The sequence below is a fragment of the Vibrio gazogenes genome (assembly GCF_023920225.1).
Taxonomy (GTDB): Bacteria; Pseudomonadota; Gammaproteobacteria; order Enterobacterales; family Vibrionaceae; genus Vibrio; species Vibrio gazogenes.
In genome coordinates, this window is sequence record NZ_CP092587.1 from 3,145,941 (window position 1) to 3,172,153 (window position 26,213).

At 44.4% G+C, this 26,213-nt stretch carries 27 protein-coding genes and 5 tRNA genes; 9 read left to right on the plus strand and 23 right to left on the minus strand.

The window, feature by feature from the left end:
• Nucleotides 1–31: 31 nt before the first annotated feature.
• The 7 genes from rpsG to fkpA all read right to left on the minus strand — a co-directional run bounded on the left by rpsG (nucleotide 32) and on the right by fkpA (nucleotide 3,855).
• A complete protein-coding gene (gene rpsG / locus MKS89_RS13930; RefSeq protein WP_072963327.1) occupies nucleotides 32–502 on the minus strand; it encodes a 30S ribosomal protein S7 in 471 nt (156 codons plus the stop codon).
• A 111-nt stretch (nucleotides 503–613) separates the two neighbouring features.
• Nucleotides 614–988 (minus strand): 30S ribosomal protein S12, encoded by a 375-nt coding sequence (gene rpsL, locus MKS89_RS13935; RefSeq protein WP_038181303.1) that lies wholly within the window; start codon nucleotides 986–988, stop codon nucleotides 614–616.
• A gap of 135 nt (nucleotides 989–1,123) precedes the next feature.
• Complete coding sequence (gene tusB / locus MKS89_RS13940) at nucleotides 1,124–1,399, minus strand: sulfurtransferase complex subunit TusB (protein WP_072963329.1); 276 nt, start codon at nucleotides 1,397–1,399, stop codon at nucleotides 1,124–1,126.
• An 8-nt stretch (nucleotides 1,400–1,407) separates the two neighbouring features.
• Nucleotides 1,408–1,764, minus strand: coding sequence for a sulfurtransferase complex subunit TusC (gene tusC / locus MKS89_RS13945; protein WP_072963331.1), 357 nt, complete (start codon nucleotides 1,762–1,764; stop codon nucleotides 1,408–1,410).
• Nucleotides 1,761–2,156 carry a sulfurtransferase complex subunit TusD gene (tusD, locus tag MKS89_RS13950; protein WP_072963334.1) on the minus strand — a complete coding sequence of 132 codons (396 nt, stop codon included), beginning with the start codon at nucleotides 2,154–2,156 and terminating at the stop codon, nucleotides 1,761–1,763. Before tusD ends, tusC begins: the two co-directional genes overlap by 4 nt.
• Nucleotides 2,153–2,875, minus strand: coding sequence for a helix-turn-helix transcriptional regulator (locus MKS89_RS13955; protein ID WP_072963337.1), 723 nt, complete (start codon nucleotides 2,873–2,875; stop codon nucleotides 2,153–2,155). The genes tusD and MKS89_RS13955 overlap by 4 nt, the downstream gene beginning before the upstream one ends.
• Before the next feature lie 194 nt (nucleotides 2,876–3,069).
• Nucleotides 3,070–3,855: an FKBP-type peptidyl-prolyl cis-trans isomerase gene (gene fkpA / locus MKS89_RS13960; RefSeq protein WP_072963339.1), complete on the minus strand. Its 786-nt coding sequence runs from the start codon at nucleotides 3,853–3,855 to the stop codon at nucleotides 3,070–3,072.
• 138 nt (nucleotides 3,856–3,993) lie between these two features.
• Here fkpA and MKS89_RS13965 point away from each other — a divergent pair, with 138 nt between their 5' ends.
• A complete protein-coding gene (locus MKS89_RS13965) occupies nucleotides 3,994–4,974 on the plus strand; it encodes a WD40 repeat domain-containing protein (protein ID WP_072963341.1) in 981 nt (326 codons plus the stop codon).
• 4 nt (nucleotides 4,975–4,978) lie between these two features.
• Complete coding sequence (locus MKS89_RS13970) at nucleotides 4,979–5,206, plus strand: SlyX family protein (protein WP_072963344.1); 228 nt, start codon at nucleotides 4,979–4,981, stop codon at nucleotides 5,204–5,206.
• A 32-nt stretch (nucleotides 5,207–5,238) separates the two neighbouring features.
• Here the strand turns inward: MKS89_RS13970 and MKS89_RS13975 are convergent, their stop codons facing one another.
• The 9 genes from MKS89_RS13975 to tsaE form a co-directional block, all read right to left on the minus strand.
• Nucleotides 5,239–5,427, minus strand: a complete 189-nt coding sequence (locus MKS89_RS13975) for a DUF2065 domain-containing protein (RefSeq protein ID WP_072963347.1) — start codon at nucleotides 5,425–5,427, stop codon at nucleotides 5,239–5,241.
• A gap of 57 nt (nucleotides 5,428–5,484) precedes the next feature.
• Nucleotides 5,485–6,462 (minus strand): protease modulator HflC, encoded by a 978-nt coding sequence (gene hflC, locus MKS89_RS13980; RefSeq protein ID WP_072963348.1) that lies wholly within the window; start codon nucleotides 6,460–6,462, stop codon nucleotides 5,485–5,487.
• Between the two features lie 2 nt (nucleotides 6,463–6,464).
• Nucleotides 6,465–7,661 carry an FtsH protease activity modulator HflK gene (hflK, locus tag MKS89_RS13985; RefSeq protein ID WP_072963351.1) on the minus strand — a complete coding sequence of 399 codons (1,197 nt, stop codon included), beginning with the start codon at nucleotides 7,659–7,661 and terminating at the stop codon, nucleotides 6,465–6,467.
• A gap of 45 nt (nucleotides 7,662–7,706) precedes the next feature.
• Nucleotides 7,707–8,996 (minus strand): ribosome rescue GTPase HflX, encoded by a 1,290-nt coding sequence (gene hflX / locus MKS89_RS13990; protein WP_072963353.1) that lies wholly within the window; start codon nucleotides 8,994–8,996, stop codon nucleotides 7,707–7,709.
• Between the two features lie 32 nt (nucleotides 8,997–9,028).
• Nucleotides 9,029–9,289 (minus strand): RNA chaperone Hfq, encoded by a 261-nt coding sequence (gene hfq, locus MKS89_RS13995; protein WP_021021730.1) that lies wholly within the window; start codon nucleotides 9,287–9,289, stop codon nucleotides 9,029–9,031.
• Nucleotides 9,290–9,472: 183 nt separating this feature from the next.
• Nucleotides 9,473–10,420, minus strand: coding sequence for a tRNA (adenosine(37)-N6)-dimethylallyltransferase MiaA (gene miaA / locus MKS89_RS14000; protein WP_072963356.1), 948 nt, complete (start codon nucleotides 10,418–10,420; stop codon nucleotides 9,473–9,475).
• Nucleotides 10,417–12,378 carry a DNA mismatch repair endonuclease MutL gene (gene mutL / locus MKS89_RS14005; RefSeq protein WP_072963359.1) on the minus strand — a complete coding sequence of 654 codons (1,962 nt, stop codon included), beginning with the start codon at nucleotides 12,376–12,378 and terminating at the stop codon, nucleotides 10,417–10,419. Before mutL ends, miaA begins: the two co-directional genes overlap by 4 nt.
• A 5-nt stretch (nucleotides 12,379–12,383) precedes the next feature.
• A complete protein-coding gene (locus MKS89_RS14010; protein WP_072963362.1) occupies nucleotides 12,384–14,105 on the minus strand; it encodes an N-acetylmuramoyl-L-alanine amidase in 1,722 nt (573 codons plus the stop codon).
• The gene (tsaE, locus tag MKS89_RS14015; RefSeq protein ID WP_072963363.1) at nucleotides 14,102–14,563 is read right to left on the minus strand and encodes a tRNA (adenosine(37)-N6)-threonylcarbamoyltransferase complex ATPase subunit type 1 TsaE; all 462 of its coding nucleotides are present in this window, start codon (nucleotides 14,561–14,563) and stop codon (nucleotides 14,102–14,104) included. Before tsaE ends, MKS89_RS14010 begins: the two co-directional genes overlap by 4 nt.
• Nucleotides 14,564–14,761: 198 nt before the next feature.
• Here tsaE and queG point away from each other — a divergent pair, with 198 nt between their 5' ends.
• Nucleotides 14,762–15,877, plus strand: a complete 1,116-nt coding sequence (gene queG, locus MKS89_RS14020; RefSeq protein WP_072963366.1) for a tRNA epoxyqueuosine(34) reductase QueG — start codon at nucleotides 14,762–14,764, stop codon at nucleotides 15,875–15,877.
• A 538-nt stretch (nucleotides 15,878–16,415) separates the two neighbouring features.
• Here the strand turns inward: queG and MKS89_RS14025 are convergent.
• From MKS89_RS14025 to orn, 6 genes are all read right to left on the minus strand, one after another.
• Nucleotides 16,416–16,491: transfer RNA gene (locus MKS89_RS14025), tRNA-Gly, on the minus strand.
• 23 nt (nucleotides 16,492–16,514) lie between these two features.
• A tRNA-Met gene (locus MKS89_RS14030) sits at nucleotides 16,515–16,591 on the minus strand.
• A 36-nt stretch (nucleotides 16,592–16,627) separates the two neighbouring features.
• Nucleotides 16,628–16,703: transfer RNA gene (locus MKS89_RS14035), tRNA-Gly, on the minus strand.
• A gap of 23 nt (nucleotides 16,704–16,726) precedes the next feature.
• Nucleotides 16,727–16,803 (minus strand) — tRNA-Met (locus MKS89_RS14040).
• Between the two features lie 37 nt (nucleotides 16,804–16,840).
• Nucleotides 16,841–16,916: transfer RNA gene (locus MKS89_RS14045), tRNA-Gly, on the minus strand.
• Between the two features lie 143 nt (nucleotides 16,917–17,059).
• Complete coding sequence (orn, locus tag MKS89_RS14050; protein ID WP_072963369.1) at nucleotides 17,060–17,605, minus strand: oligoribonuclease; 546 nt, start codon at nucleotides 17,603–17,605, stop codon at nucleotides 17,060–17,062.
• Nucleotides 17,606–17,744: 139 nt separating this feature from the next.
• Between orn and rsgA the strand changes: the two genes are divergently transcribed.
• From rsgA to MKS89_RS14080, 6 genes are all read left to right on the plus strand, one after another.
• Nucleotides 17,745–18,806 carry a small ribosomal subunit biogenesis GTPase RsgA gene (gene rsgA, locus MKS89_RS14055; RefSeq protein ID WP_072963372.1) on the plus strand — a complete coding sequence of 354 codons (1,062 nt, stop codon included), beginning with the start codon at nucleotides 17,745–17,747 and terminating at the stop codon, nucleotides 18,804–18,806.
• An 85-nt stretch (nucleotides 18,807–18,891) separates the two neighbouring features.
• Nucleotides 18,892–19,749, plus strand: coding sequence for an archaetidylserine decarboxylase (gene asd / locus MKS89_RS14060; RefSeq protein ID WP_072963405.1), 858 nt, complete (start codon nucleotides 18,892–18,894; stop codon nucleotides 19,747–19,749).
• Between the two features lie 153 nt (nucleotides 19,750–19,902).
• Complete coding sequence (locus MKS89_RS14065; protein ID WP_072963375.1) at nucleotides 19,903–21,318, plus strand: SLC13 family permease; 1,416 nt, start codon at nucleotides 19,903–19,905, stop codon at nucleotides 21,316–21,318.
• 209 nt (nucleotides 21,319–21,527) lie between these two features.
• Nucleotides 21,528–22,409, plus strand: a complete 882-nt coding sequence (locus tag MKS89_RS14070; RefSeq protein WP_072963378.1) for a DMT family transporter — start codon at nucleotides 21,528–21,530, stop codon at nucleotides 22,407–22,409.
• 182 nt (nucleotides 22,410–22,591) lie between these two features.
• A complete protein-coding gene (gene gpmM, locus MKS89_RS14075) occupies nucleotides 22,592–24,121 on the plus strand; it encodes a 2,3-bisphosphoglycerate-independent phosphoglycerate mutase (protein ID WP_072963380.1) in 1,530 nt (509 codons plus the stop codon).
• Between the two features lie 175 nt (nucleotides 24,122–24,296).
• On the plus strand, nucleotides 24,297–25,442 hold the full coding sequence (locus MKS89_RS14080) for a murein hydrolase activator EnvC family protein (protein WP_083571276.1): 1,146 nt from the start codon (nucleotides 24,297–24,299) through the stop codon (nucleotides 25,440–25,442).
• A gap of 80 nt (nucleotides 25,443–25,522) precedes the next feature.
• Here MKS89_RS14080 and MKS89_RS14085 read toward each other — a convergent pair whose 3' ends face one another.
• Entirely contained in the window at nucleotides 25,523–26,161 is a 639-nt protein-coding gene (locus MKS89_RS14085; protein WP_072963411.1) for a TetR/AcrR family transcriptional regulator, read from the minus strand.
• Nucleotides 26,162–26,213: the final 52 nt, after the last annotated feature.

The window sequence follows — 26,213 nt, forward strand, 5'->3', positions numbered from 1 at the left end:
TACTGCGGGGATACCCGCAGTACAGGAGGTATTACCAACGGTAATGAGCAAACGCTTTGTTTGCATCAGCCATACGGTGAACGTCTTCACGTTTCTTAACCGCAGAGCCTTTGTTTTCAGCAGCATCTAACATTTCAGCAGCCAGACGAGCAGCCATAGATTTCTCACCACGCTTACGCGCAGCTTCAACCAACCAACGCATAGCAAGTGCGTTACGGCGAACCGGACGAACTTCTACAGGAACTTGGTAAGTTGAACCACCCACACGACGAGATTTAACCTCAACCGCTGGGCGAACATTTTCAAGAGCTTCTTCAAATACAGCTAAGTGACCTTTACCAGATTTCTCAGCCATAGTATCTAGTGCAGTATAAACAATCTTTTCTGCAACCGATTTCTTTCCGTCAACCATAAGGATGTTGACGAATTTTGCCAGCAGTTCAGACTTGAACTTTGGATCTGGAAGGATCTTACGCTGACCAATTACGCGACGACGTGGCATGGATATTCTCCGTTGTCTTCTTCAGGTTATCCAAAACTTTTCAGTTTCTTCAAAAATTAATATTTAAATTAGTGTTTGGCCTTACTTAACGCTTATTTCAACAGAGAAACATTAAGATTTAGGACGCTTCACACCGTACTTAGAACGACCTTGTTTACGGTCATTAACACCGGCACAGTCAAGTGCGCCACGAACAGTGTGGTAACGAACACCCGGAAGGTCTTTAACACGACCACCACGGATCAAAACAACACTGTGCTCTTGTAGGTTGTGACCTTCACCACCGATATATGAAGTAACTTCAAAACCGTTAGTTAAACGTACACGACATACTTTACGAAGTGCTGAGTTAGGTTTTTTTGGTGTAGTAGTGTACACACGAGTACATACACCACGTTTTTGTGGGCACGCTTCTAGTGCTGGCACGTTGCTTTTTGCAACTTGCTTCACACGAGGTTTGCGAACCAACTGGTTAATAGTTGCCATTAACTAGCTCCTGATTTACTGAAAGTAAGCTTTGTGAAAAATCTATACCCTATATAAATAGGGACGCAAAATTCTATGCACCGCGGCTAGATGTGTCAAGAAATATACAGTTTTTTTTTAGGGGGGCAGGAAATCTTATTCCCAAGTCATTGTACTGTGGTTGTGTTCCGTCAATTCAACAAACCCCAGATAGTCAGTTATCGTTGTTGAAGGACTGATACGGTGATGAATGCCTCGGGCTTTTGCATCGGCTTCCAAAACAAACACGGTTTTTCCTGCCAACAGTTCAAACGCATAATGTAACGGGTTTGCAGCATAAACCGCGTCTTCGATTAATAAGATGGAATCTTGGTCAGAATAAAAGGGATGAACTCGCTTCAATGCAGCGTCTGTTTTAATTACATGTAGCATAAAATGTCTCAAAAACTCAAAACTTTATCAGCCTGATGCAGAATCTCTATCATGCTTTGATCCTGCACAACGGTCACAGGGATGATCAAATCATCTTGCGTCACTCCCCGCTGCAATAATGCCGTTTGGGAGACAAAAACCTGATCAATATCGTACAGATCGAGTAGTTTAATCATAGGTGCATAATCCTTGCAGAGAATATCGTCTGTTTCTTGCCCCTGCAGGAGTTGTAACACGCCATCCCCCATGAAAACGACCGCAATATTTTCACTATAAGCAGAGGCAGCTAACAGCGCATCAACCCCTTCTCTTCCCGAACTTCGACCGTGAGGTGCGTGATGAAAAACATAAATCAAACGATTCAAAACTGTATGACCCTATCTTGTGTCAACATGGCTTCAGCCAAACTCCCCAGACCTGCCTGCACAAATTCGTCGGCCAGATTATCTTTAAAAACACAATGTTGAGCCGCTTCTTTTTCACTCAAAATCCCTCGTCTCAAAGACGCTGCGACACAAGTTTCAAGACTGACACCATGCTCTTTCGCCAAATTTTGCCAAGCTTTGGCAAGATCGAATTCATCATTGGCAGGTACTGATAATGAAGTCCCATTCGTCACACCGTCCTGATAGAAAAACACACTGACCAGTGTATGACCTTTCTGGAGCAAAGCGCGTGCAAACTGATAAGCACTCCGGGCTGACTGAGTACCGTATAGTGGGCCATTGACCACCAACGTGTAAGTCAGGACACTCATTTTTCATCATCCTCAGTTTTACGCTGACGAATATAAAGATACACCGTATGTTTCGAGATATTCAGACGATCAGCAACGCGATTGATCGCATCTTTAATATCAAAGATGCCTTTATCGAATAACGCCATCACAATCTGTCGGTTCTTCGTATTATTCGATACTGATTTATCTGCATTAATTTCTTCGATGGTTCGCTCGACGGTTTGATCCACTAGCTCTTCAACATCACTGGCAAAATTGACTGATGATGCCGCATCTTGTGCATCTTGATTTGGCATAAATGATTGTAGTATCTGAGAAAATGGTGCATCGAGATTGACATTAATACAGAGTAATCCAATCACCCGATTTTCACCGTTACGGATAGCAATCGTGATGGATTTCATTAATACACCACCTTTTGCTCGGGTAAAATAAGAACGGGAAAAATTCCGTTCAGACCCTTCTATATCTTTCAGCATCTTCAACGCTAAATCCGTAATCGGAGAACCAACCTGGCGCCCGGTATTCTCACCATTGGCAATTCTGATAGCAGAAGTATTCAAGTCTTCCAGTGAATGCAATACGATTTCACAAAAAGGACCGATCAGGCTTGCCAGACCATCTACAATTGCCTCATAAGAACGGAGAATGATTTTATCATGCTCTGTAAACGGTTTTACATGCACAGATTCCATTTCCAGTAACATGTCAGCATTGAGTGTCTCTGTCGTCGCCACGTTGTTCCAGCCTTCGCAAATATCAACAAATGAATGTAAGTTTATCAGAAAATTTTAAAGTATCGCTAAGCTATCGTATCAACAACTGATTTAAAACAAATTTATGACGACAAATAAAAAAAAGAGACCTGATAAATCAGGTCTCTTTTATTACATAGAAATCGCTTGAACGACTATTTCACCGTCACAGCCGATTATTTACTGGTTTTCTTAACCTCATCCGCTTTTTCAACTTTCAACAATTCAACTTCAAATACCAGTGTTGAATCCGCAGGAATTGATGGAGTATCTCTGTCGCCATAAGCCAATTCTGGTGGAATGACAAACTTGTATTTAGCGCCAACTTTCATCAGTTGAACACCCTCTGTCCAACCCGGAATAACACGATCCAGTGGGAATGTCGCAGGTTCACCACGATCATAAGAACTATCGAACTGAGTACCATCGATCAGTGTCCCTTTATAGTGGACTTGAACTGTATCTGTCGCTTTTGGTGACTTGCCAGTTCCTTTCGTGATCACTTGATACAGCAGACCTGACTTCGTTTTCGTCACACCGTCTTGTTTTTCAAACTTGGCACGGAAATCATCACCAGCCTTTTTATTCGCTTCTGCTTTCTCTTTGGCTTTTGTTGTTGCCAATGTATTGAGTCGCTTATCAAAATCTTCCAATGCTTTACGAGCATCTTCATCTGTCATCGCTGATTTATCAGCAAATGCATTTTGAATCCCTTGCAGCACAAGATCTTTGTCCAGCGTAATGCCATACTCTTTTGGTTTTTCAAGACTTGTACTTAGATAATTCGCAAAAGAGACACCAATAGCATAAGCTGCTTTCTCATCATCTGACTTAAACTGAACCGCTGCTGGTTTAGCTGCATCCTGAGTCGCAGCTTGTGTTTCTTGTTTTCCTTCATCTTGACAGCCTGCAGCAAGTAGCACAGCGGCAGCAAGAAACGATACTTTTAACAATGATTTCATTCAATTCTCCAAATACGTGGGCAAACCTTTTGTAATTACTCATAATTTCTTGACTAAAATTGATGAGCAACACATTGTTATACGAATATAACGTGATGTGATCCGAATGTCTTTAACTCTCAATGGAAATTCAGACTGATGCGAATATTTTCCCTTTCTCTATTCATGTTAATTGTCAGTGTGGCGTTAAATGGGTGCTTTTTCTTCACATCTCCTATTCAAAAATGGGAGATCACCCCAGAAGGAGCAACTGCTTTCGGTCTGAGCCGAGACGGTAGATTCGCTCTAACCTATTCTCAAAAAAATCAGCTCCAACTCTGGGATCTTTCTGAAAACAAACGACTCGCACTGCTTGGCTCCCTCGATCAACAAAACAGCACAGTGACCCAAATTAGAATTTCAGACAATGATCGCTATGCCGTGACAGCCGGACAGAATAATTTCGCGGTCTGGGACTTAGCTTGGGCACAGTCGAAAGGGCTCTGGTCTATTTCGGATGGACTCATTAGAGATATTGATCTGTCAAAAGATGGCGAACAAGTTCTTATGGGTCTATCCAACGGTAAAGCGATTTACGTGGACTTAGTCAGCGGAAGACGCATGGAGTTCCTTGCTCATCACGAGAAAGTTAACTCTGTAGCATTATCGCCCAATGGTCGCTTTGCCCTAACCGGTGGCAATGATTACCAGGCCTATCTATGGGACACAAAATCCGGCCAAATACTGAGAAAATTTGAACATGAACAACGCGTTGTTCGGGTGGCATTGCAGAGGGACGGAAATTTTGCATTTACATCTGATGGCGGAAATGAAGCCAGAGTTTGGGATTTACATTCCGGTCAGGAAGTATCCCACCTCCACAGCTTTGCCAGACAACTCATTTTTTCTGCAGTCCGATTTTCTGATGACGGGACGCAACTCATTACCGGAACCCCTTCCGGCTATGTTGCGGTCTGGGATACACAAAGCGGCAAGCAACTTGCTAAATTTTCAACAGAGCCTCCAAAAGTGGATCCACCACCACGTTCTGTCGTGTATGATGTTGCCTTTGATCAACAACATCATGTTATATCAGCAAACTCTGCTGGTATTGCAGAAGCTTGGGAATTGGATGAGTAATAAAATGGCCGCAGAAGAAGTAGAACGATTAGAAACTCGAATCAATGATTTGGAGTGCCAATTAGCATTTCAGGAAGATACCATCGAAGTGCTCAATCAAGCTCTCAGCCAACAACAGCAGACCATTTCCCGGATGCAGGACCAGATGAAGTTCATTGCAGGGAAGCTCAAGAACGTGAACGAGTCACCGATGGCAGATCAATCTCAAGAAACACCACCGCCTCATTATTGATGTGACCAAGAATAAGTCAGGATCTCATCAATCTAATACAGATAAAAATAGACAATCACAATACCGGCAACAACTAAACAGCCACCGATACGTCTTAGCAGAGAATTCGGTTGCTGGCTTAACTGGGAAAGCATTCGACGCCAGCCATTGGGTGTAAGTAATGGGCCAAGTCCTTCAGCAATCAGCAATAAACCGATTGCCAACCATATTGAATGAGACATAAAATTTAATTCCAAAAATAAAGGCTCCGAAAGGAGCCTTTATACTATGCTTGGTACTTATTTAGTACTTTTACCCTTTGAGTTCTTCATATAACGGAAAAACTCGCTGTCCGGATCTAGAACCAAAATATCACTTTTCTGACCGAAAGACTCTTCATAAGCCTTTAAAGAACGCAGGAAAGTAAAGAATTCAGGTGCTTTACTGTATGAGTCCGCATAAATTTTAGCGGCTTTCGCATCTGCTTCACCACGCGTTACACGAGCTGTTTTATCAGCTTCTGCAAGAATCGTGGCCACTTCAAGCTCAGCCTGAGCCTTAATGATTTCAGCCTTCTCACGACCTTGTGAACGGTGTTTACGCGCGACAGACTCACGTTCCGCTCTCATCCGCTTGTAAATCGACTCACTAATCTCATCCGGTAAATTGATTTTTTTCATCCGAAAATCAACAACATAGACACCCAAATCTTTCATTGCACTTTCACGGGTACTTAACAAAACTTCTTCCATAATCTGGTCTCGCTGACCATCTATTTTCAAAGCTTCCTTTGCCGCTTCCGTGGTCACGACTTCCGCATCTTCGCTATCAGGCAGAACATTATCATTCAATGGACCAGATACGATCTGTTTAATCTCCCGAGAACCGATTTCAGAACGTAATACGTCAGTTACCTTTCTTTCCAACAGCGCTTGAGCTGTTAAAGCACTCCCGCCCCCTGTTGCCAAATAATAGGTACCAAAATTCTGAATCCGCCACTTCACATAAGAATCGATGATGACATCTTTTTTCTCTGCGGTCACAAATCGGTCGGAACGACCATCCATTGTCTGGATTCGGGCTTCAAGCACTTTGACTCGGTCAAATAACGGCATTTTAAAATGCAGTCCCGGTTCATAGACACGTGCAATTTCGCCGTCTTTTAAAATTCGTCCAAAACGAACAACGATGCCGCGCTCTCCTTCATGAATGACAAATACAGACATGAGAAAAACAATCAGAAATAGCACCAATACAGGGATTATTAACTTACGCATTCTTAGTATCTCCCTTGTCGTGAACCAGTGCGTGGCTGTGATTCATCTTGCTTACCACTTTTCTGTGATTCAAGTTCGATATGATCATAGAGCGGAGATGATTTCAAATCTCTCTTGGTCTGCGTATCTCCTTGCCCTGATAATTTATCAATTGGCAAATAGAGCAAGTTACCACTCGATTTCGAATCAATCAGAATTTTCGATGAATGAGTATAAACAGCTTGCATCGTATCAAGGTACAAACGGTTTCTTGTCACTTCCGGAGCCGCTTTATATTCAGGAAGCAGTTTGTCAAACTGAGCAACCCGACCGGTGGCTTCATTTAACACCCGTTCACTATACCCTTGAGCTTCTTTTTTCACACGCTCTGCACGTCCAGTCGCTTTAGGAATCACCTCATTTTTATAGGCTTCAGCTTCACGAATGAAGCGTTCTTCATCCTCTCGGGCTGCAATTGCATCATCAAACGCATCTTTAACCTGTTCCGGAGGACGCGCTGACTGGAAGTTCACATCAACAATCATTAAGCCCATATCATATTTCTTAATGATGTCATTCAATGTGTCTTGCGTCGTTTCGCGAATCTTCTGACGGCCACTGGTCAAAATGCTATCCATCAATGAGTCACCAATGACGGCGCGTAATGCAGAGTCAGTCGCTTGACGTAAACTATCATCAGCACTCGTGACTTGATAAAGATACTTATATGGATCCGCCACCCGATACTGAATATCCATACCGACGGTGACCACATTCTCATCTTTTGTCAGCATCAACCCCTGCGCCCGTAATGAACGGATGGCCTGCACATTGACAGGTTCAACTTCATCGATAAAGCGAGCTCGCCAGTTCAGACCTGGATTAACAATGTGATCGAACTTACCCAATCTCAGTAATACGCCTCGCTCAGCTTCACCGATGGTATAAAATCCGGAGAAAAACCAAACTGCAACGGCGATAACAGCAATGATTCCAAATCCAATAGAACCACCACCGGGAAAAGAGGATCCTTTATTACCTCCTCCTTTCTTACCAAATTTACCGCTAATTTTTTGGCTCAGTTTATTGAAGACTTCGTCCAGATCCGGCGGCCCCTGATCACGTCCACCACGGTCACCATGGTCCTTATTGCCCCACGGATCTTTATCACGGTCATTATTATCATTACCGTTGTTATTACCAGGCTCATTCCACGCCATTAGTAATCTCCATCATTTGATATGACGTTATACTGTAGCAGTCCTTTAAGTAACTATAAAGTCACATAAAACTGCGTGTTCTCTTTTTTCTAGTCTAGACCAATCCGTCTGTTGCATACGAATAGAAATTAATAAATTCCCTTGTTGATCATATGATTCCTGCAAAATTGATCGATTCTTGAAGAAGAAGCTGCGCATACGGCCCTGATGTTCAGGTGGAATACACAGTTGATATTGAACGATTTGTCCGGCTAAACGTTCTGTCAGCGCTTGGAAAAGTAGCTCAATACCGAGTCCTTCCATTGCTGAAACCCAAACGATTCGAGGGACACCTTCGTCATCTCGTTCAATTCTGGGTTGCTGACTTTCCATATTGTCGATCTTGTTCATTACCAGCAGAACCGGAACTTCATCTGCTTCAATTTCAGCAAGCACATCATCGACAGCTCTTATATTGTCACGAAAACGCTCATCACTTGCATCTACAACATGTAACAAAATGTCAGCTTCTTGAGTTTCTTGTAATGTTGCCTTAAAAGCCGCCACCAAATCGTGGGGCAAATGACGAATAAATCCCACCGTATCGGCCAAAATTGCATTGCCCACATCTTCGAGTCGAATTCTTCTCAATGTAGGATCTAGTGTTGCAAATAGCTGATCGGCAGCATAAACACCAGCCTCGGTAATGCAGTTAAATAGTGTTGATTTACCAGCATTTGTATAACCAACGAGTGATATCGTCGGTACTTCAGCACGGTTTCGAGCTCTACGCCCTTGTTCTCGTTGTTTCGCAACTTTGTCTAAGCGACGCAGTATCGCTTTAATCCGTTCACGCAATAGACGTCGGTCTGTTTCTAGCTGTGTTTCTCCGGGCCCCCGAAGACCAATCCCGCCTTTCTGGCGTTCAAGGTGTGTCCAACCCCGAACCAATCGAGTTGACAAATGGCGAAGCTGGGCAAGTTCGACTTGTAGCTTCCCTTCATGGGTTCGTGCTCGCTGAGCAAAGATATCAAGGATCAAACCAGTACGATCAATCACTCGACATTGACACAACTTTTCAAGGTTGCGCTCTTGGGCAGGAGAAAGGGCATGATTGAAGATCACGATTTCAGCTTCAGTTTGCATCACAGCGTGTGCGATTTCCTGAGCTTTACCCTCACCGACGTAGTATTTGGGGTGCGGAGCCTGACGACTACCTGTTATCACTTGTAGTGTCGTGACTCCAGCGGAACTAACCAGCATTTCACATTCGCTGAGATCTTCCCACTCCCCTTCTTGCGTAAAGTTGATATGAACAAGTACGGCTCGCTCACCGGCTTCATAACGGTCAAACAAGCTATCAACTCCTTATAAGATATTGTATATGATTAATCGTCTGATTTATCTGATGAACGCTCGTTAGCAGGACGATCACCATGATGGCTTACCGCACGGGCTGGAACAACAGTTGAAATAGCGTGCTTATATACCATCTGATTCACTGTATTTTTCAACAGAATAACAAACTGATCAAACGATTCGATCTGTCCCTGCAATTTAATACCATTGACCAAATAAATGGATACAGGAATACGCTCGCGACGTAATGCATTTAAGAATGGGTCTTGTAGAGATTGCCCCTTAGCCATTTTATTTTCCTTATTTTCTATTTGTATTAATTATTTAGCTAGTGGTACACCAAGCTTTGTGCAGCCTTTGCATCCGAGCTAAACGAATAAAGTAACATCCTGAGACACTCAAGTTATGGCGCTTCTGAACCAAAATTTCAAGTGACATGTCCATAAAGGATGTACGACACAAAAACGATCACATTATACACAGCGTATTCGATAAGAAGCTATCGAATTCGATATAATTTCATACGCTTGGTCAATATTATCGCTATCCAGCCAAGTCAGATCATTCCAGCTACGGAGCCATGTGATCTGGCGTTTGGCTAATTGACGAGTGGCACAAATACCACGATAAATTGCTTCATCAAGCGAACAATTCCCGTCTAAATACTCCCACATCTGTCGGTAACCGACACAACGAATAGAAGGCAAATCAGCATGAAGCTCTTGACGAGCATATAACGCTTTGACCTCATCTTCAAATCCGGCTTTGATCATCTGGTTAAAGCGAATTTCAATTCGCCGGTGAAGCTCGGATCGTTCCTGAGGCGCAATCGCGAACTGTACCACATCAAATGGTAGCACTTCTCCCTTTGTTCGCGTCAATTCCGTCAAAGTTTTTCCAGAAATTCGATAAACTTCTAATGCTCTGGATAACCTTTGCGGATCATTCGGGTGGATCCGCTCCGCCGATTCTGGATCAATCTCAGCAAGTTGTTGGTGAAGAGCCGACCATCCTGAATCGGCAGCTTCTTGTTCAATCTGTTGTCGAATCTCAGCGTTGGCTGCCGGTAAAGGGGACAACCCTTCGAGTAAGGCTTTAAAATACAGCATCGTGCCACCAACCAAGAGTGGAATCTTACCGTTCTGCACAATGTCTTGCATATGTTGAAGCGCATCCCGACGAAAATCAGCCGCTGAATAGGCCATTTCCGGTTCCAGAATATCAATCAACCGATGAGGCGCCTGTGCCAGCTCCGCTGCCGTCGGTTTGGCGGTGCCGATATTCATGCCTCGGTAAATCAATGCTGAATCGACACTAATGATTTCAATAGGAAAATGCTGACAGAGTCGGATTGCTAAATCAGTTTTTCCTGACGCGGTTGGCCCCATTAAAAATAGGGCCAGAGGTCGTTGTTGGCTCATGAGTTAAATGCTGTAATCGTTGCCGAAAAATCCACCGGACGAACAAACGCCCTATCCTCTAAAGGCAGCTGTTCAAAATAAAGCTGCTCAACTTCAGCGATGAGTTGAATCGCTTGTGACAAAGTGTAGTCACTCTGTTCGGTGTTCGCATAATCGGCCAGCCATTCTGTCACACAGGCCAGCACTGCGGATGGATCGTTCAGGTTTAAAGAAGAGACGTAAGATACCAGATCTGGAATTAATTTCTGCAAATTCTGCTGTCGGAGCGGTTGCGGAACACTCATCACCATTAAGGTATCGGAGGAACGCTTTTTCAGCTCAATGCCGAGTCGTAAGAAAACGTCCTGATACGATATCGCGCAAGATAGCAGCTCACGAGCCACCTTCAAAGACAGAGGAACTAAAAGCGGCTGCCCTTTGCGGGATTGTGAGGAGGCATCAAGCTGCCTTTGCAACCGCAAGTGATTGGCTCTCACAAGCGCAACCATACAACAGGAAGTCCCGGAGCTCATTAATAGAAACCTCCCTTGAATCACAGCAACAGCTTTGCCCAGAACCCTGACTTCATCCGTTTCAATGCGATCAAACTCGTTTTGGGTATGGTGTTCATCCGCTATAGATGACGGCTGATCAGGTGAATCATGGGGGACGCTCATTAATTGCTGATAAATTTTTGCTTCTTTCAGGGACGTCGCTTTGCCTTGACTCCGGTTCCCTGGACTGCCTCCACCAGCCGAAGAAGGCGAGCGACTAGGTTGTGACAGCCAAGGCTGGGAAAGCCCGCTTTCCCGGACACCATCACGGGAATCCTCTGAACTCACTCTTCCCGGATAAGATGGCGTTTTATCAATTGCATCGAGTAATTGCGATGAAAGTTTGGTCGGCTCTGACTGATCATTGGTCTCATCTGTCGTCTGATGATGAAATGCGGAACGGCTGACTTCCGGCTCATCAATATGTTGCCCTTGTGCAAGCGCGCTGCTGATGGCCTGATAGATAAAATCGTGAACCAAACGAGCCTGATGAAAACGCACTTCATGTTTCGCCGGATGAACATTGACATCAACCTGTCTCGGATCTAACTCAATATACAGCACATAAGCCGCATACTGGTCAGGACTTAGACTCCTTTCGTAACTCTGACGAATGGCATGATTGATCAGTTTATCTTTCATCATACGGCCGTTGACATAACAATATTGCAAGTCACTTTGTTGTCTCGCCCCTTCGGGAGTCGAGATCCATCCATGCAATATCAGCCCTTGATGCTCAAGTTCAACCTTCAACATATGTCGGACAAATGGCTGGCCACAGACGGCAGCAATGCGTTTTTCTTTTTGCGGTTCAGTCTGCGCTGCACGATACTGACGTACCATTTTGCCATTATGTTTAAGGAAAATTGTGACATCAAAGCGACTCAATGCAATCCGTTTGAGCACTTCTTCGATATGGGTAAATTCAGTTTTCTCTGTCCGTAAAAATTTTCTTCTGGCTGGTGTATTAAAAAACAGATCCAACACTTCAACCGTGGTGCCCACTGGATGAGCGGCTGGCTGGAGTTGCACGGCCATATCTCGGCCTTCACTATAAGCCAGCCATGCTTCATCCTGCGTTGCCGGACGCGATGTTAACGAAAGACGAGAAACAGAACTGATACTTGCCAGTGCTTCCCCGCGAAACCCCAGACTGATAATCGCTTCCAGATCATCGAGAGAATGAATTTTTGAGGTCGCGTGACGACTGAGGGCAAGCGTGAGCTCATCTTTTTCAATCCCATGCCCATTATCTCTGACACGGATCAGCTTCGCGCCCCCTTTCTCAATATCAATATCGATTCGGGTTGCACCGGAATCCAGACTATTTTCAACCAACTCTTTTACGACAGAGGCCGGTCTTTCAACAACTTCTCCGGCCGCAATCTGGTTTGCCAACCGAGCAGGTAAAATTTTTATCGTCATAGGATTTATCTATTGGGAATAATAAGTATCTGTTTAATCGCTAACTGATCTGAATGTAGCTGGTTTGCCTGACGGATACTGTCGATACTTACACCATAGTCTTTTGCAATCTTGCTTAAATATTCACCACGTTTGACTTGGTGTTTTCGTAAGGGCTTATCTTTTAGGCTCACGGTAATTTTCAGCTTCTGCCCGACACGCAGAACAGATGATCGAAGTCGATTTTCTTTACGTATCGCACCAACACTCACTTTATACTTACTGGCAATGGCCCCCAAGTATTCACCGGGTTTAACCGTATGCGTAATCACTTCGGTTTCGACCGGATTTTTGATTTCAGGCACCACAATCGGGTTCGAATGACTGCTTGGAATGATGAGAGCCTGTCCAACCTTCAACATCGATGATTTCAAATGATTCTCACGTATTAATGTCGCAGTGGTCACACCATATCTCTGGGCAATCACAGACAAAGATTCACCAGACTGAACCACATGTTTTCTGGCTTTTTTACGGCTGGCAAACAATGTCCCTTCAGGCGGCCGATCTTCAAAGTAGTTCACAACTGCCTTTGCTATCGCTTTCGAGAGCTTATTCTGATGGCTACTCTGAAATAACAAACGCTCTTCTGTCGGGTTAGAAATAAACCCGGTTTCAACCAGAACAGATGGAATATCCGGAGATTTCAATACTGCAAGACTCGCATTAACCGGTGTTTTTTTATGTAGTCGGGCCACCTTCCCTAACTCTTTCAAGATATCTCTGGCGACTGTATAGCCTTCTTTCTGAGAATGGCTAAATTGTAAATCTAATAAAGTCTGACTAATATTTTTGTCATTATTTCTTTTCGCCAAAACCTGACCGGCCCCACCAAGCAACTCAGATTGTCGTTCATGATCTTCAACCCACTTTGCAATTTCGGTATTGGCACGACGGGTATTCAGCACAAACACAGACGCGCCTCTGGGTTGTGGAGACGTAAACGCATCCGCATGAATGGAGATCAACAGATGCGCTTTATTTTTTCTGGCAATTTCAGAACGTCGGTTGAGATTAACAAAATAATCACCTTTACGAGTCAGTACCGCTTTCATTCCGGGAACAGCATTGAGTTGGGCGGCAAGCTTTTTCGCCACACTTAAGGTTACATTTTTCTCGTATTTGCCCTTTGGCCCGATAGAGCCGGGATCTTCTCCACCGTGTCCAGCATCAATCGCGACGACAATATCGGCATTCCCTTGATACTGAGAGGCATCTTTCGCGACCTGAGCCGCTGAAGAAGAGGAAGCACCAGAATTTGAACTCGATTCATCGTGAGGCAAATCAATTACAAGACGATGCCCATATTCCTGTTTTGGTGTGGGAGCCAGTTTAAATATTTGTGGCGATACCTTTTTCTTGAGTTCGAATACCAGACGATAGGTACCTGACTTTGGGGGAGAACTCTTTCTGATTTTTTTCAGCACATCACTATCGTTGACCGAGATCGGTAGCTTGGTCCGAATACCAGTATCCACCAAATCAATCACCAGTCGATTAGGGTGACTCAACGTAAAATAACTATAATTAGCTTCTTCACTCAGATCGATGACAACACGTGTTTCATCCGGAGAGGGCCAAACTCGAATACCTTGAATCGAATTCGCCTGCGCAAATTGGCTGACAGATAAGGTAATAAACCCCAAAAAAACAAAAATGAAAGAATAAAGGTACTTAACGTTTCTCATAACTCCAACTGACTCAGTAACGTTCGTCCGTATTCACAGTTTGCAGACAGAACAACAATCCGGCTCTCTCCGTCATAGCGAATATCTATTTCTATATCAGCCGAGGGCAATAGACCTGCACCTTTTTCCGGCCACTCAACCAAACAGATTGCATCAGGGGAAAAATAATCTCGGATGCCCATAAACTCGAGCTCTTCTGGATCGGCCAACCGATAGAGGTCAAAATGATAGACTTGCCATTGCTCCAACTGATAAGGCTCGACCAAAGTGTAAGTCGGGCTTTTCACATTCCCCTGATGTCCTAAGGCTTGAATAAAGCCTCGGCACAATGTTGTTTTTCCTGCCCCTAAATCGCCATGCAAGTAGAACGTTGTTTGACGAGAACATATCAAAGCAAGACGACTGCCTAATCTTACGGTTTCAGTCTCATCCTTTAATAACAGCTTCTTCGTCTCCATCAATCCGATCTCTTATATTGTTAACAAATTCATTTACGGACTCCGATAGTAAACTGGGTTGGAATCAAGAGACAAGTATTCTTCTGTAAGGGATTGGAAAAAACATTCCTGACATACCCACCATTCCCTAAGATCACTCACTGGATCTACCCATATGGATCCGTTAAGATCCTTGTCCCATTTTACCGAGTGAGCACCATGGACTATCAAGCATTAGCAGATAAAATCAAAATTTGGGCTCAAGCGCTTGGATTTGAGAAAGTCGGTATCTGTGATGTTGATCTCACCGAACATGAGGCTGAGCTGCAACGCTGGCTAGATGCCGGGTATCACGGTGATATGGACTGGATGGCACGTCACGGTATGTTGCGGGCAAGACCGCAAGAACTTCATTCGGGCACAATACGCGTTATCAGCGTTCGCATGAATTACTTACCGCCACAAGCCCACTTTGCCAGTAATCTGGATACCCCCACTCATGCCTATATTAGTCGCTATGCATTAGGGCGTGATTACCATAAGCTGGTAAGGAAACAGCTGAAAAAACTCGGGGATAAAATCAGACAAGAAGTCGGAGAACTCAATGATCGGCCTTTTGTTGATTCAGCTCCGATTCTAGAACGCCCCCTTGCTCAAAAAGCCGGGCTGGGCTGGACGGGGAAGCATTCACTGATTCTGGATCAAGACGCGGGTTCATGGTTTTTTCTCGGCGAGTTATTGGTCGATATCCCACTGCCGGTTGATCAGCCCAGCCAGAACCAATGTGGCCATTGTCGAGCGTGCGTCACCTCTTGTCCTACCGGTGCAATTGTCGCTGACGGCGTCGTAGATGCGAGACGCTGCATTTCCTATCTCACCATTGAATTTTCGGGAGTCATCCCACTTGAGTTTCGCAAAGCGATTGGCAACCGCATTTATGGATGTGATGATTGTCAGTTGGTTTGCCCGTGGAATCGCTCAGCGTCCCTCACCGAGCAATCGGACTTTCATCGTAGAGATGTTTTTGCTCACCCAGATCTAGTCGAGCTATTTGCGTGGGAGGAAGAAACTTTCTTACAAAACACCGAAGGTTCAGCGATTCGACGTATCGGCCACCAGCAATGGTTAAGAAATATTGCGATCGCCATGGGAAATGCCCCTTATTCAGAACGGATTGTGCTAGCCTTAGAAAAGCGACTGGGAGAAACAGAATTACTGGATGTTCATATCCGTTGGTCGTTAGAGCAGCATCAACAAAAACAGCAGCAAGAACAAAATCGGAAGCATGAGCGGCTGATTCGTATTATTCAGAAAGGATTGCCCAGAGACGCATAGCACGCAATCCCGTCAAGCAAGCAACTCAAGCAAAATTACAACTTATTTTGACATGATGCCCAAATATTTTGATGTGGAAAAAACTTTCACTTTCACTTTTTTTGTTTGTTATCGGAAGAGTTAATCACATGACAAAGATATGACAAGGATCAATGCATATAACACAAATGATCAACCCCAAATACTGATCATCACAACAAAGAATAACCAAATTCATTTAAAAACATATAGTTAATGGAAATAAGCATATCCAACTATAACTCGGTTATTTTACAAGATCTTTTGCTATCCCCTTTTCCCATCTCACCAAAAATAGATTACCCACCGACTTATCCACAAATCAGATTCTGTGGATAACTCTGTTAGCGAAAATTAGACATCGCATGTACAACACTGATTTCATCAGGGTTCGTCAGTGTACAGATTGGATAGAAACAGGAGTATATTGGTCGGCCTGTTTGACTGGATATTTTTGTAAGGAGTTTATGCTTCACAGCATGAAGAAAGAGCGTGACAAAACTTAGTTTTAATATTGAACTGGAGCGACACACGGGGTTCGAACCCGTGACCTCAACCTTGGCAAGGTTGCGCTCTACCAACTGAGCTAGTGTCGCGTGTCATTAAACTAAATTAAAATTGGTTGCGGGAGCCGGATTTGAACCGACGACCTTCGGGTTATGAGCCCGACGAGCTACCAAACTGCTCCATCCCGCGTCCATGATATTATCGCTTAAGCGCTAATATGAAACTTGGAGCGACACACGGGGTTCGAACCCGTGACCTCAACCTTGGCAAGGTTGCGCTCTACCAACTGAGCTAGTGTCGCATGTCATTAACTAAAATTAAAATTGGTTGCGGGAGCCGGATTTGAACCGACGACCTTCGGGTTATGAGCCCGACGAGCTACCAAACTGCTCCATCCCGCGTCCATTCACATTACTACTCAAGTAGCAATATGTATTCTGGAGCGACACACGGGGTTCGAACCCGTGACCTCAACCTTGGCAAGGTTGCGCTCTACCAACTGAGCTAGTGTCGCACAAAACAACGCTTTACGTCGTTTAGGGCTGCGAATTATAAGAGCATTTTTTTCTGATGCAAGCTTTTCATTTAAAAAAACCGAGTTTTTTTTTAGATTGCAGAAAAAGCGAACAATATCGCATTGTAATGCTCTCAAATCATTCAAATCGTCAATATTGTTTTTCGATAATATTGCAGTTCAGCAATCGATTCCCGAATGTCATCCAGTGCTAAATGGCTTCCCTTCTTATGAAATCCATCCAAAATCTCTGGCTGCCAACGTTTTGTCAGTTCTTTCAACGTACTCACATCCAGATATCGATAATGGAAATAAGCTTCCAACGCCGGCATATACTTCACCAGAAAACGACGATCCTGACCAATACTGTTCCCGCAGATTGGTGATTTCCCGTTGGGGACCCACTGCTCTAAAAACTTGATTGTCAATCGGACAGCTTCTGCTTCAGTCACCGCACTTTGCCGCACCCGTTCCACCAAACCACTTTGGGTATGCGTCGTTACACACCATTCATCCATCTTAGCCAACTCTTGCTCTGACTGATGAATCGCGAGTACCGGGCCTTCAGCCAGAATGTTTAATTCGCTATCTGTCACAATCGTGGCAATTTCAATAATCTTGTGTACTTCCGGATCGAGACCTGTCATCTCTAAATCAATCCAAATCAGATTTTGATCATTTAAAGCCATTACACTTACCTGTATAGGTTTGATAATAAAAAATGTACTATACCCAAATTATACGCGGTGAGATAGTTTGAACCGATGAATGCTGTCAGCGACATCAATGGTTCATACCACTCAGCTTTAACACAGTGAAAGTAATATTGTGGGTAAAAAGAAAAAATTAACCAAAGGACAAGTCCGTCGTGTCCGGCATAACCAGACAAAACGCTTGAAACAAGAAACCACGGTAGAATGGGATGAGTCGATGCTGGGTTCAACCAAACCTGGGTTGGTTATCAGTCGTTTTGGTCAACATGCTGATATTGAAGATTTACAAACTCGGGAAATTCATCGCTGTAACCTGCGCCGAGGCATTGAAACATTAGTTTCTGGCGACCGGGTTATCTGGCGTTCAGGGCTAGATATAATGGCCGGTATTTCCGGTGTTGTTGAAGCGGTTGAACCAAGACATTCGATTCTGACGCGCCCTGATTACTACGATGGTTTAAAACCTGTTGCTGCCAATATTGATCAAGTCATTATTGTCTCTTCCGTTCTTCCTGAACTGTCGCTGAATATCATTGATCGCTACTTGATCGTCGCGGAGACACTGAACATTCAACCACTTTTGGTGTTGAATAAGGTCGATTTACTCAGCACAGAGCAGAAGTTGGAGTTCCAAGAGTGGATGACAACTTATGAAGAACTAGGTTACCCGTCTCTTTTCGTCAGCCGAAAAACCGGGGAAGGCCTCGAACAACTTGAGTCCTACTTACAAGATAAAATCAATGTTTTCGTCGGTCAGTCCGGTGTCGGTAAATCCAGTCTGATCAATGCCATTTTGCCAAATCTGGAAACGGTCATTGAAGAAGGGGATGTTTCTGCCAACTCAGGCTTGGGACAACATACCACCACAGCTGCGAGGCTCTATCATATTCCGACAGGCGGTGACTTGATCGATTCTCCCGGGGTCAGAGAGTTCGGATTATGGCATTTGACACCGGAAGAAATTACGCAAGCTTATGTTGAATTTCGCCCCTATTTAGGCGGCTGCAAATTCCGAGACTGTAAACATGATGATGATCCCGGTTGTATCATTCGAGAAGCGGTAGAAAACGGTGACATCAGTGAAATCAGATACGAAAACTATCACCGAATTCTGGAAAGCATGAACGAAAATAAAGCCAATCGGCAGTATTCAAGAAATAAAAAAGCAGATCTGTAAAATTGTGGCTACTGACATCCTGAAGGATATTCAGTAACATTCCGCCGTTTAACTGATATGGAGTCGATGAGACTGAATGAAAACCATGGATAAATTTAAAATTGGATTACAATACTGGTTACCTCAACATGCGCTAACACGACTGATGGGGAAACTTGCTGCCGCAAAAGCCGGGATTCTGACGACTTCGGTTATCCGCTGGTTTATCAAACACTATCAAGTCAACATGCATGAGGCCTTGCATACGGATCCGACTCATTTTAAAACCTTCAATGATTTCTTTGTTCGTGTACTCAAACCGGACGCCAGACCGATAGCAGAAGGAGACGATGTCTTAGTCTACCCTGCTGATGCTTGTATCAGTCAGTTTGGCCCGATCATGGACGGACAACTCATTCAGGCAAAAGGCCATACTTATTCCACACTGGAACTACTTGGCGGAGATCCTGAACTAGCAGAGCAGTTTGCAGGCGGTGGATTCGCAACATTGTATTTATCACCACGAGATTATCACCGCGTTCATATGCCTTGTGATGGTGTCTTGCGACAAATGATTTACATCCCTGGCGATTTATTTTCGGTCAATCCACTCACCGCTGAAAATGTACCAAATCTATTTGCCCGGAATGAACGTGTCGTCTGTATATTTGATACGCCATTCGGTCCTTTGGCTCAGGTTCTGGTTGGTGCAACCATCGTCGGCAGTATTGAGTGTGTCTGGGATGGTTGTATTACACCGCCACGAGGCAATTCGATTTATCGTTGGGATTATCCATCGGAAGGAGATAAAGCGGTTCATCTGAAGAAAGGCCAAGAAATGGGACGCTTCAAACTCGGCTCTACTGTGATTAACTTATTTGCAAAAGATCAAATCCGTTTTGATGATGCAATGGATATAACACTGCCCACGTTAATGGGCGATGTATATGCCCATCGGAAATAGTAATCCCCAGGGTTGCGACATCAATCGCGAGCGCAACCCTCCCCCCAGACATCATTTTTCTCATACCTATGCTCAAAAACATTAACTCTCTCTAAGACCGATTCCCGTCTATAAATTATCCTAATACGTAGATTCTAAATATGGGTGTCGTTTATGAAAAAAATCGATCTCAACCAACTCACCAAACTGCTTTTCTGCTTTCTGCCGCCACTCATTTTGCTCTGGATACCGATTGATGCGATACCCATTCCGGAAATGACGCTGATCCAGCATCGACTACTGGCTATTTTCTTACTGGCAGCCCTCTTGTGGATACTGGAGCCTGTCCCTGTATTCGCAACCTCGATTCTGATCATCACGCTTGAACTGATTATGATTTCAAATAAGGGCTTACATTGGTTTCGCAAGCCACCGGAAGGCCATACATTTGGCGAACTGATCCCTTACACCGACATATTCAGTGCTTTTTCTTCACCGATCATCATATTATTCATGGGAGGGTTTGCACTGGCGATTGCTGCCTCTAAGTATGAGCTAGACAATAACCTGGCACGCGTGCTGCTAAAACCATTCGGAACACAGCCTAAATTCATCATGCTCGGGCTGATGCTCATTACCGCCTGTTTCTCGATGTTTATGTCCAACACAGCGACAACGGTCATGATGCTTGCACTACTGGGACCAATTGTTGCGTCCGCCCAACCGGGAGATAAAGGCATCAAAGCGTTGGTACTCTGTATTCCGATAGCCGCCAATACGGGGGGGATCGCCACACCGATCGGTACACCACCCAACGCAATCGCACTCCAATACCTGACCGGAGAAAATAGCATTAGCTTTCTGTCTTGGCTGCTCATGGGACTACCATTCGTACTGATACAGATGACAATTGCATGGTTTTTACTACAAAAGTTTTTTCCATCTTCTCAAAGCCATCTGACACTGAATCTAGAGGGACGATTTAAAACAACATGGCGTGCAATGACTGTTTATATTACTTTCGCTGTCACCATTCTATTGTGGATGACGACATCACTACACGGCATGAACACCTATGTCGTCGCAATTATCCCACTGGCGGTTTTCACCCTAACCGGAATCATGGGCAAGGAAGAGCTAAAGCAAATTAACTGGGATGTGCTCTGGCTGGTCGCAGGGGGGATCGCGATTGGCATCGGGTTGGAAGAAACAGGACTTGCCAAAGCATTAGCTCACTCAATCAATTATCAAAGTCTATCTCCAATGTCAGTGGTCATTTCGTTATCTCTGGTTTGCTGGCTGATGGCAAACTTCATGTCGAATACCGCGACAGCCAACTTATTAATGCCAATCGCCGCAGCTATCGGTAGTTCAATGACCAGCCTGCAAGCAATCGGTGGATTACAAGGACTGCTCGTGGTGGTTGCATTCTCCGCCTCATTAGGGATGATCCTGCCGGTTTCTACACCACCCAATTCACTGGCTTACTCCACAGGTTTAATCGAAAGTAAAGACATGGCGAAAATCGGAGCACTCATTGGTATCATTGGTTTGCTCATCGTCTATACCACGACTTGGATACTCACCTGACATACAATACGCCCTATTTGGGTATATGATAGTTCTCCTCAGAAACGTGTTACTTTTGCTTGTGAGTAACACGTCAACTGAGTGATGCACCACTATCTCAAGCTCCTTAAAAACGCTTTGAAATAAACCTTATAAACTACTTTGTTTTCATATCCGCTTCAGGCATATTGATGCGCTGTTTTTGCGACTTTCGATATAGAGATACATCTATGGGTTACGAGTGGTTAGCACTTGCTGCAGCTTTTTTATGGGCTATCGCCAGTATATTGTCTGTGACTCCGGCACGACACCTGGGCACATTTTCCTATAGTCGTTGGCGCATGGGTTGTACATCCCTCATGTTGGGATTGTTTGCTTGGTTCACCCAAGGGTGGGCCACGGTCGAATCCATACACATCATCCCGATGATGTTATCCGGGTTAATCGGTATCTTCATCGGCGATACTGCGCTGTTCGCTTGCATGAACCGCATGGGCCCGAGGCAAGCAGGGCTACTCTTCTCTTGCCATGCGGTGTTCTCTGCCATTCTCGGCTATTTCCTGTTTCAGGAAACTATGACCACCGGAGAGTTTCTTGGTTCAGTGCTCGTCTTTAGTGGTGTTGTAATCGCCATATTTTTCCGTAAAGCTCAACCCGGCACACTTGAAATGATTCATGGCAAGGTATGGATTGCAATCGCATTGGGACTACTCGCAGCACTGTGTCAGGCTCTCGGCGGTATTTTAGCCAAACCGGTAATGCAGACATCGGTTGATCCAATTGCCGCTTCTGCACTACGTATGATTTCAGCCTTTATTGCACACAGTGTTTTATTTCTATCCGGTGCCCGGATCGCAAGACCAACTCAGGCGATGAATCGTAAAATATTTTCTACAACTTTACTCAATGCTTTCCTTGCGATGGCGCTGGGAATGACACTGATTTTATACGCGCTCCGAGACGGAAACGTGGGCATGGTTGCATTACTTTCATCAACCACTCCGATTATGTTGCTACCGATCTTATGGTTTTATACCAAACAACGCCCGAACCGATTTGCTTGGGGTGGCGCCATCATTGCCGTTCTCGGAACGGGTATGTTGGTGTACTAATTCTGGTGCACTCAGGCGGTACAAAGACAGCAAAATAAAATAGTGTGATTTATTATCTGTAAGGTACTATGGATGGAATTGATAGGGAGAATCATTGATCTTAACCCTCATCACACCGTGTAAAATGTAGTAAAATTACGTTAGTTTTTCATTTAGATATTTGAATTTGACGAGGTATCACTATGTCATCAAAGCAGCCAATGGCTCTGGTCATTCTTGACGGTTGGGGTTACCGTGAAGACAACGCAAGTAACGCTATCAACAACGCGAAAACCCCTGTACTGGATAATCTGGTTGCCAACAATCCTCATACATTAATCTCGGCTTCCGGTCTGGATGTGGGCCTGCCCGATGGTCAAATGGGGAATTCAGAAGTTGGTCATACCAATATTGGTGCCGGACGGGTTGTTTACCAAGATTTGACTCGGATTACTAAAGCGATTGCCGACGGTGAATTCCAAACCAATGAAACATTAGTTGCTGCAATTGATAAAGCCGTTGCGGCAGGAAAAGCAGTTCATCTGATGGGATTGATGTCTCCGGGTGGTGTTCACTCTCACGAAGATCATATCTATGCTGCTGTTGAACTGGCAGCGGAACGCGGTGCAGAAAAAATCTATCTGCACTGTTTCCTCGATGGACGAGATACACCGCCACGCAGTGCTGAAGATTCACTAAAACGTTTTGACGAACTATTCGCGAAGCTCGGTAAAGGCCGGATCGCTTCCTTAGTCGGACGCTATTATGCAATGGATCGTGACAACAACTGGGATCGAGTACAAAAAGCCTATGACCTGCTAACGCAGGCAAAAAGCGAGTTCACTTACGACAGCGCAGTGGCTGGTCTCGAAGCTGCCTATGCCCGTGAAGAAAATGATGAGTTTGTTCAGGCAACGGTCATTCAAGCTGACGGAGAAGCATCGGCTGCAGTCGAAGACGGTGACACGATTATCTTTATGAACTATCGCGCTGACCGTGCCCGTGAAATCACACGGACGTTTGTTGCTGACTTCGCCGGTTTTGAACGGGAAAAATTCCCGGCGGCTGAGCTTGTGATGCTGACACAATACGCAGCGGATATCCCGCTCAACTGTGCTTATCCACCAGAGTCGTTGAACAATACCTACGGTGAGTGGCTGTCGAAATCAGGAAAAACTCAACTCCGGATTTCTGAAACAGAGAAATACGCACACGTGACCTTCTTCTTCAATGGTGGTATCGAAAACGAATTTGAAGGTGAAGAGCGTCAACTCGTTGCCTCACCAAAAGTTGCGACTTACGATCTACAGCCAGAAATGAGTTCTGAAGAGCTAACCGACAAGCTGGTTGCAGCAATCCGCTCTGGTAAATATGACGCCATTATTTGTAATTATCCGAACGGCGATATGGTTGGTCATACCGGCGTTTACGATGCAGCAGTTCAAGCTTGTGAAGCTGTCGATAAATGTATCGGTCGTGTTGTTGAAGCGATCAAAGAAGTCAATGGCCAACTGCTTATTACTGCAGACCATGGTAATGCTGAGATGATGGTTAACCCAGAAACCGGTGGGACACATACAGCACATACCAACCTGCCTGTACCGCTGATCTATGTGGGTAATCAGGCAATCCAATTCAAAGACGACGGCAAACTTTCTGATCTGGCACCAACCATGCTTGCTCTGACAGAGATGGAAATTCCTGACGAAATGTCCGGAAAAGTCTTGTTTTAAGATTTGACGATCTGATTACTCAAATCAAACATAATAAAAACAGCAGCCCTATATACAACATATAGGGCTGTTTATTTTTAGAGCCAGAGAAAGTTTTTTACATTTCAGTGTCGAGGCACTTCATTGTTTCTGTATACTGAGAGGCATCTTCTTCAATTAAGCATGATACAAGAGCATGGTGCCGTTTTTGACGATTCGATCTTTCACACTTTCGCGTTATTTAAAACCGCGTCATATTAGTATTTTACTCCTTACCCTGTTATTCCACCTTGACAGTTATGCAGCATCGAAACAAGAGTTGCAGGGAGTTAAGAATGAAATATCTCGCCAGCAACAGTCGCTTGATTCTCAAACAAAACAGCTGGATAACTTACAAAACACGCTCAAGAGCCAAGAACTGGAGATAAGTTCATTAGAGAAACAAATCTCCCAGACCCAAAGTCAGCTCAATCGTTCAACTCACAACCTGTCCCAGTTAAAAGAACGCATCAAAGCACTGGCACAACAAAAAGAAGATCAGTCAGAACGATTAAAGCGGCTGCTACATACCTATTACATCACGCGACAATCGAATCATTTGTCCGGTCTCCTGAAAGATGATGCCGATGAAGATCGTATCAGCCAATATTATCAGCATCTAGCACAAGCACGTTCAGAGACAATTAATGAACTAGAGCAAACAAAGCAGCAGTTAGCTCAACATGAACGACAACTCACGCAAGAACAGGAACAGATCCAATCTCTCCTTTCCCAGCAGACCCAAAAGCGTAATCAGCTTCAGCAAACCCAGCGAAAGCGCAAAAATACAGTCAATAAAATCCGCTCTCAAATATCCGGTGATAAAAATTACCTGGCAGAATTACAGCGCAATGAATCAAGGCTCAAAGCAGAAATTGCTAAAGCCGCGAAGCGCAGCCAAGTACCGATGGATGGTTTTGCCCGACAAAGAGGAAAACTCCCTTGGCCAATCAAAGGGAAATTATTACACCGTTTCGGCACACACCAAACAGGCCAGATTAAGTGGAAAGGGATTGTCATCAATGCTGCATACGGGCAACCCGTCAAAGCAGTTTACTCCGGGAGTGTCGTTTTCTCTGATTATCTACGTGGGTATGGGCTCGTCGTCTTAATCGACCACGGTAAAGGCGATATGACATTGTATGGTTTCAACCAAACGCTACTCAAAAAAGAAGGCGATAAAGTGAGAGCCGGAGAAACCATCGCCCTAGCAGGCGATACGGGGGGCCAACCGGTTTCCTCACTCTACTTTGAAGTCCGTAGAAATAGTAAGGCTTCGAATCCACTCCGCTGGTTGCAATAGAACACGTTTGCCACACAATAAAAAATCCCCGGCACTGACTTTTGCACCAATGCTGGGGATTCTAAACTATCAGATGATATTTATTCAGGATGCATCGCTCTGACGCCTTCTTCTAGTATCTGCAACTGTTCTGCACCACCGATTGTCGCTCTCGGCTTAACGACAGCAATCACATGTAACATGCCTTGATGAATGACTTCTTCAGTCACCTGAGCTTTTTGTGACATCGCGGCACGATAACTCAACCAATTCGCTGTAATCATATGGAGCGTCGTGACAAAAGATTCCATCTCAGACTCCGGTATCTCAATCAACTCGATCTCGATGAACCGACTGACAATACTCACCAAATTATGTCTTAGTTTTTCCTGAACACGAATATAAGAACTATGTAATACCTCATCTCTTTGGAGAATTTCCGGTAAATTCGCGTAAAAAAAACGGTATTTCCACATCAGTGTGAAAATGGAATCTAAATAATGTTTCAGAAGCGACAGACTCTCTTTATGCCCATGAGGCGGCGCAAAGCGTTCGAGCAATTCACTGGAGTAAAGCTCAAAAATTGCTCTGATAATCTCTTGCTTATTCCGAAAATGATAATATAAATTCCCTGGGCTGATTTGGATATGAGCGGAAATATGGTTTGTTGTAACCGTACGTTCCCCCCGTTCGTTAAAAAGCTCCAGCGCTGCAAAAATAATTCGATCTTTCGTTTTCATATCAGGCATTATCTGACCAAGTTCTACACGTTTTTATCATGGTCTCAAAAGA

Coding starts and splice junctions, on each gene's coding strand:
- rpsG (WP_072963327.1), bottom strand. CDS start 502: ATGCCACGTCGTCGCGTAATTGGTCAGCGTAAGATCCTTCCAGATCCA.
- rpsL (WP_038181303.1), bottom strand. CDS start 988: ATGGCAACTATTAACCAGTTGGTTCGCAAACCTCGTGTGAAGCAAGTT.
- tusB (WP_072963329.1), bottom strand. CDS start 1,399: ATGCTACATGTAATTAAAACAGACGCTGCATTGAAGCGAGTTCATCCC.
- tusD (WP_072963334.1), bottom strand. CDS start 2,156: ATGAGTGTCCTGACTTACACGTTGGTGGTCAATGGCCCACTATACGGT.
- fkpA (WP_072963339.1), bottom strand. CDS start 3,855: ATGAAATCATTGTTAAAAGTATCGTTTCTTGCTGCCGCTGTGCTACTT.
- MKS89_RS13965 (WP_072963341.1), top strand. CDS start 3,994: ATGCGAATATTTTCCCTTTCTCTATTCATGTTAATTGTCAGTGTGGCG.
- MKS89_RS13970 (WP_072963344.1), top strand. CDS start 4,979: ATGGCCGCAGAAGAAGTAGAACGATTAGAAACTCGAATCAATGATTTG.
- MKS89_RS13975 (WP_072963347.1), bottom strand. CDS start 5,427: ATGTCTCATTCAATATGGTTGGCAATCGGTTTATTGCTGATTGCTGAA.
- hflC (WP_072963348.1), bottom strand. CDS start 6,462: ATGCGTAAGTTAATAATCCCTGTATTGGTGCTATTTCTGATTGTTTTT.
- hflK (WP_072963351.1), bottom strand. CDS start 7,661: ATGGCGTGGAATGAGCCTGGTAATAACAACGGTAATGATAATAATGAC.
- hfq (WP_021021730.1), bottom strand. CDS start 9,289: ATGGCTAAGGGGCAATCTCTACAAGACCCATTCTTAAATGCATTACGT.
- miaA (WP_072963356.1), bottom strand. CDS start 10,420: ATGAGCCAACAACGACCTCTGGCCCTATTTTTAATGGGGCCAACCGCG.
- mutL (WP_072963359.1), bottom strand. CDS start 12,378: ATGACGATAAAAATTTTACCTGCTCGGTTGGCAAACCAGATTGCGGCC.
- MKS89_RS14010 (WP_072963362.1), bottom strand. CDS start 14,105: ATGAGAAACGTTAAGTACCTTTATTCTTTCATTTTTGTTTTTTTGGGG.
- tsaE (WP_072963363.1), bottom strand. CDS start 14,563: ATGGAGACGAAGAAGCTGTTATTAAAGGATGAGACTGAAACCGTAAGA.
- queG (WP_072963366.1), top strand. CDS start 14,762: ATGGACTATCAAGCATTAGCAGATAAAATCAAAATTTGGGCTCAAGCG.
- orn (WP_072963369.1), bottom strand. CDS start 17,605: ATGGCTTTAAATGATCAAAATCTGATTTGGATTGATTTAGAGATGACA.
- asd (WP_072963405.1), top strand. CDS start 18,892: ATGGATAAATTTAAAATTGGATTACAATACTGGTTACCTCAACATGCG.
- MKS89_RS14065 (WP_072963375.1), top strand. CDS start 19,903: ATGAAAAAAATCGATCTCAACCAACTCACCAAACTGCTTTTCTGCTTT.
- MKS89_RS14070 (WP_072963378.1), top strand. CDS start 21,528: ATGGGTTACGAGTGGTTAGCACTTGCTGCAGCTTTTTTATGGGCTATC.
- gpmM (WP_072963380.1), top strand. CDS start 22,592: ATGTCATCAAAGCAGCCAATGGCTCTGGTCATTCTTGACGGTTGGGGT.
- MKS89_RS14080 (WP_083571276.1), top strand. CDS start 24,297: ATGGTGCCGTTTTTGACGATTCGATCTTTCACACTTTCGCGTTATTTA.
- MKS89_RS14085 (WP_072963411.1), bottom strand. CDS start 26,161: ATGAAAACGAAAGATCGAATTATTTTTGCAGCGCTGGAGCTTTTTAAC.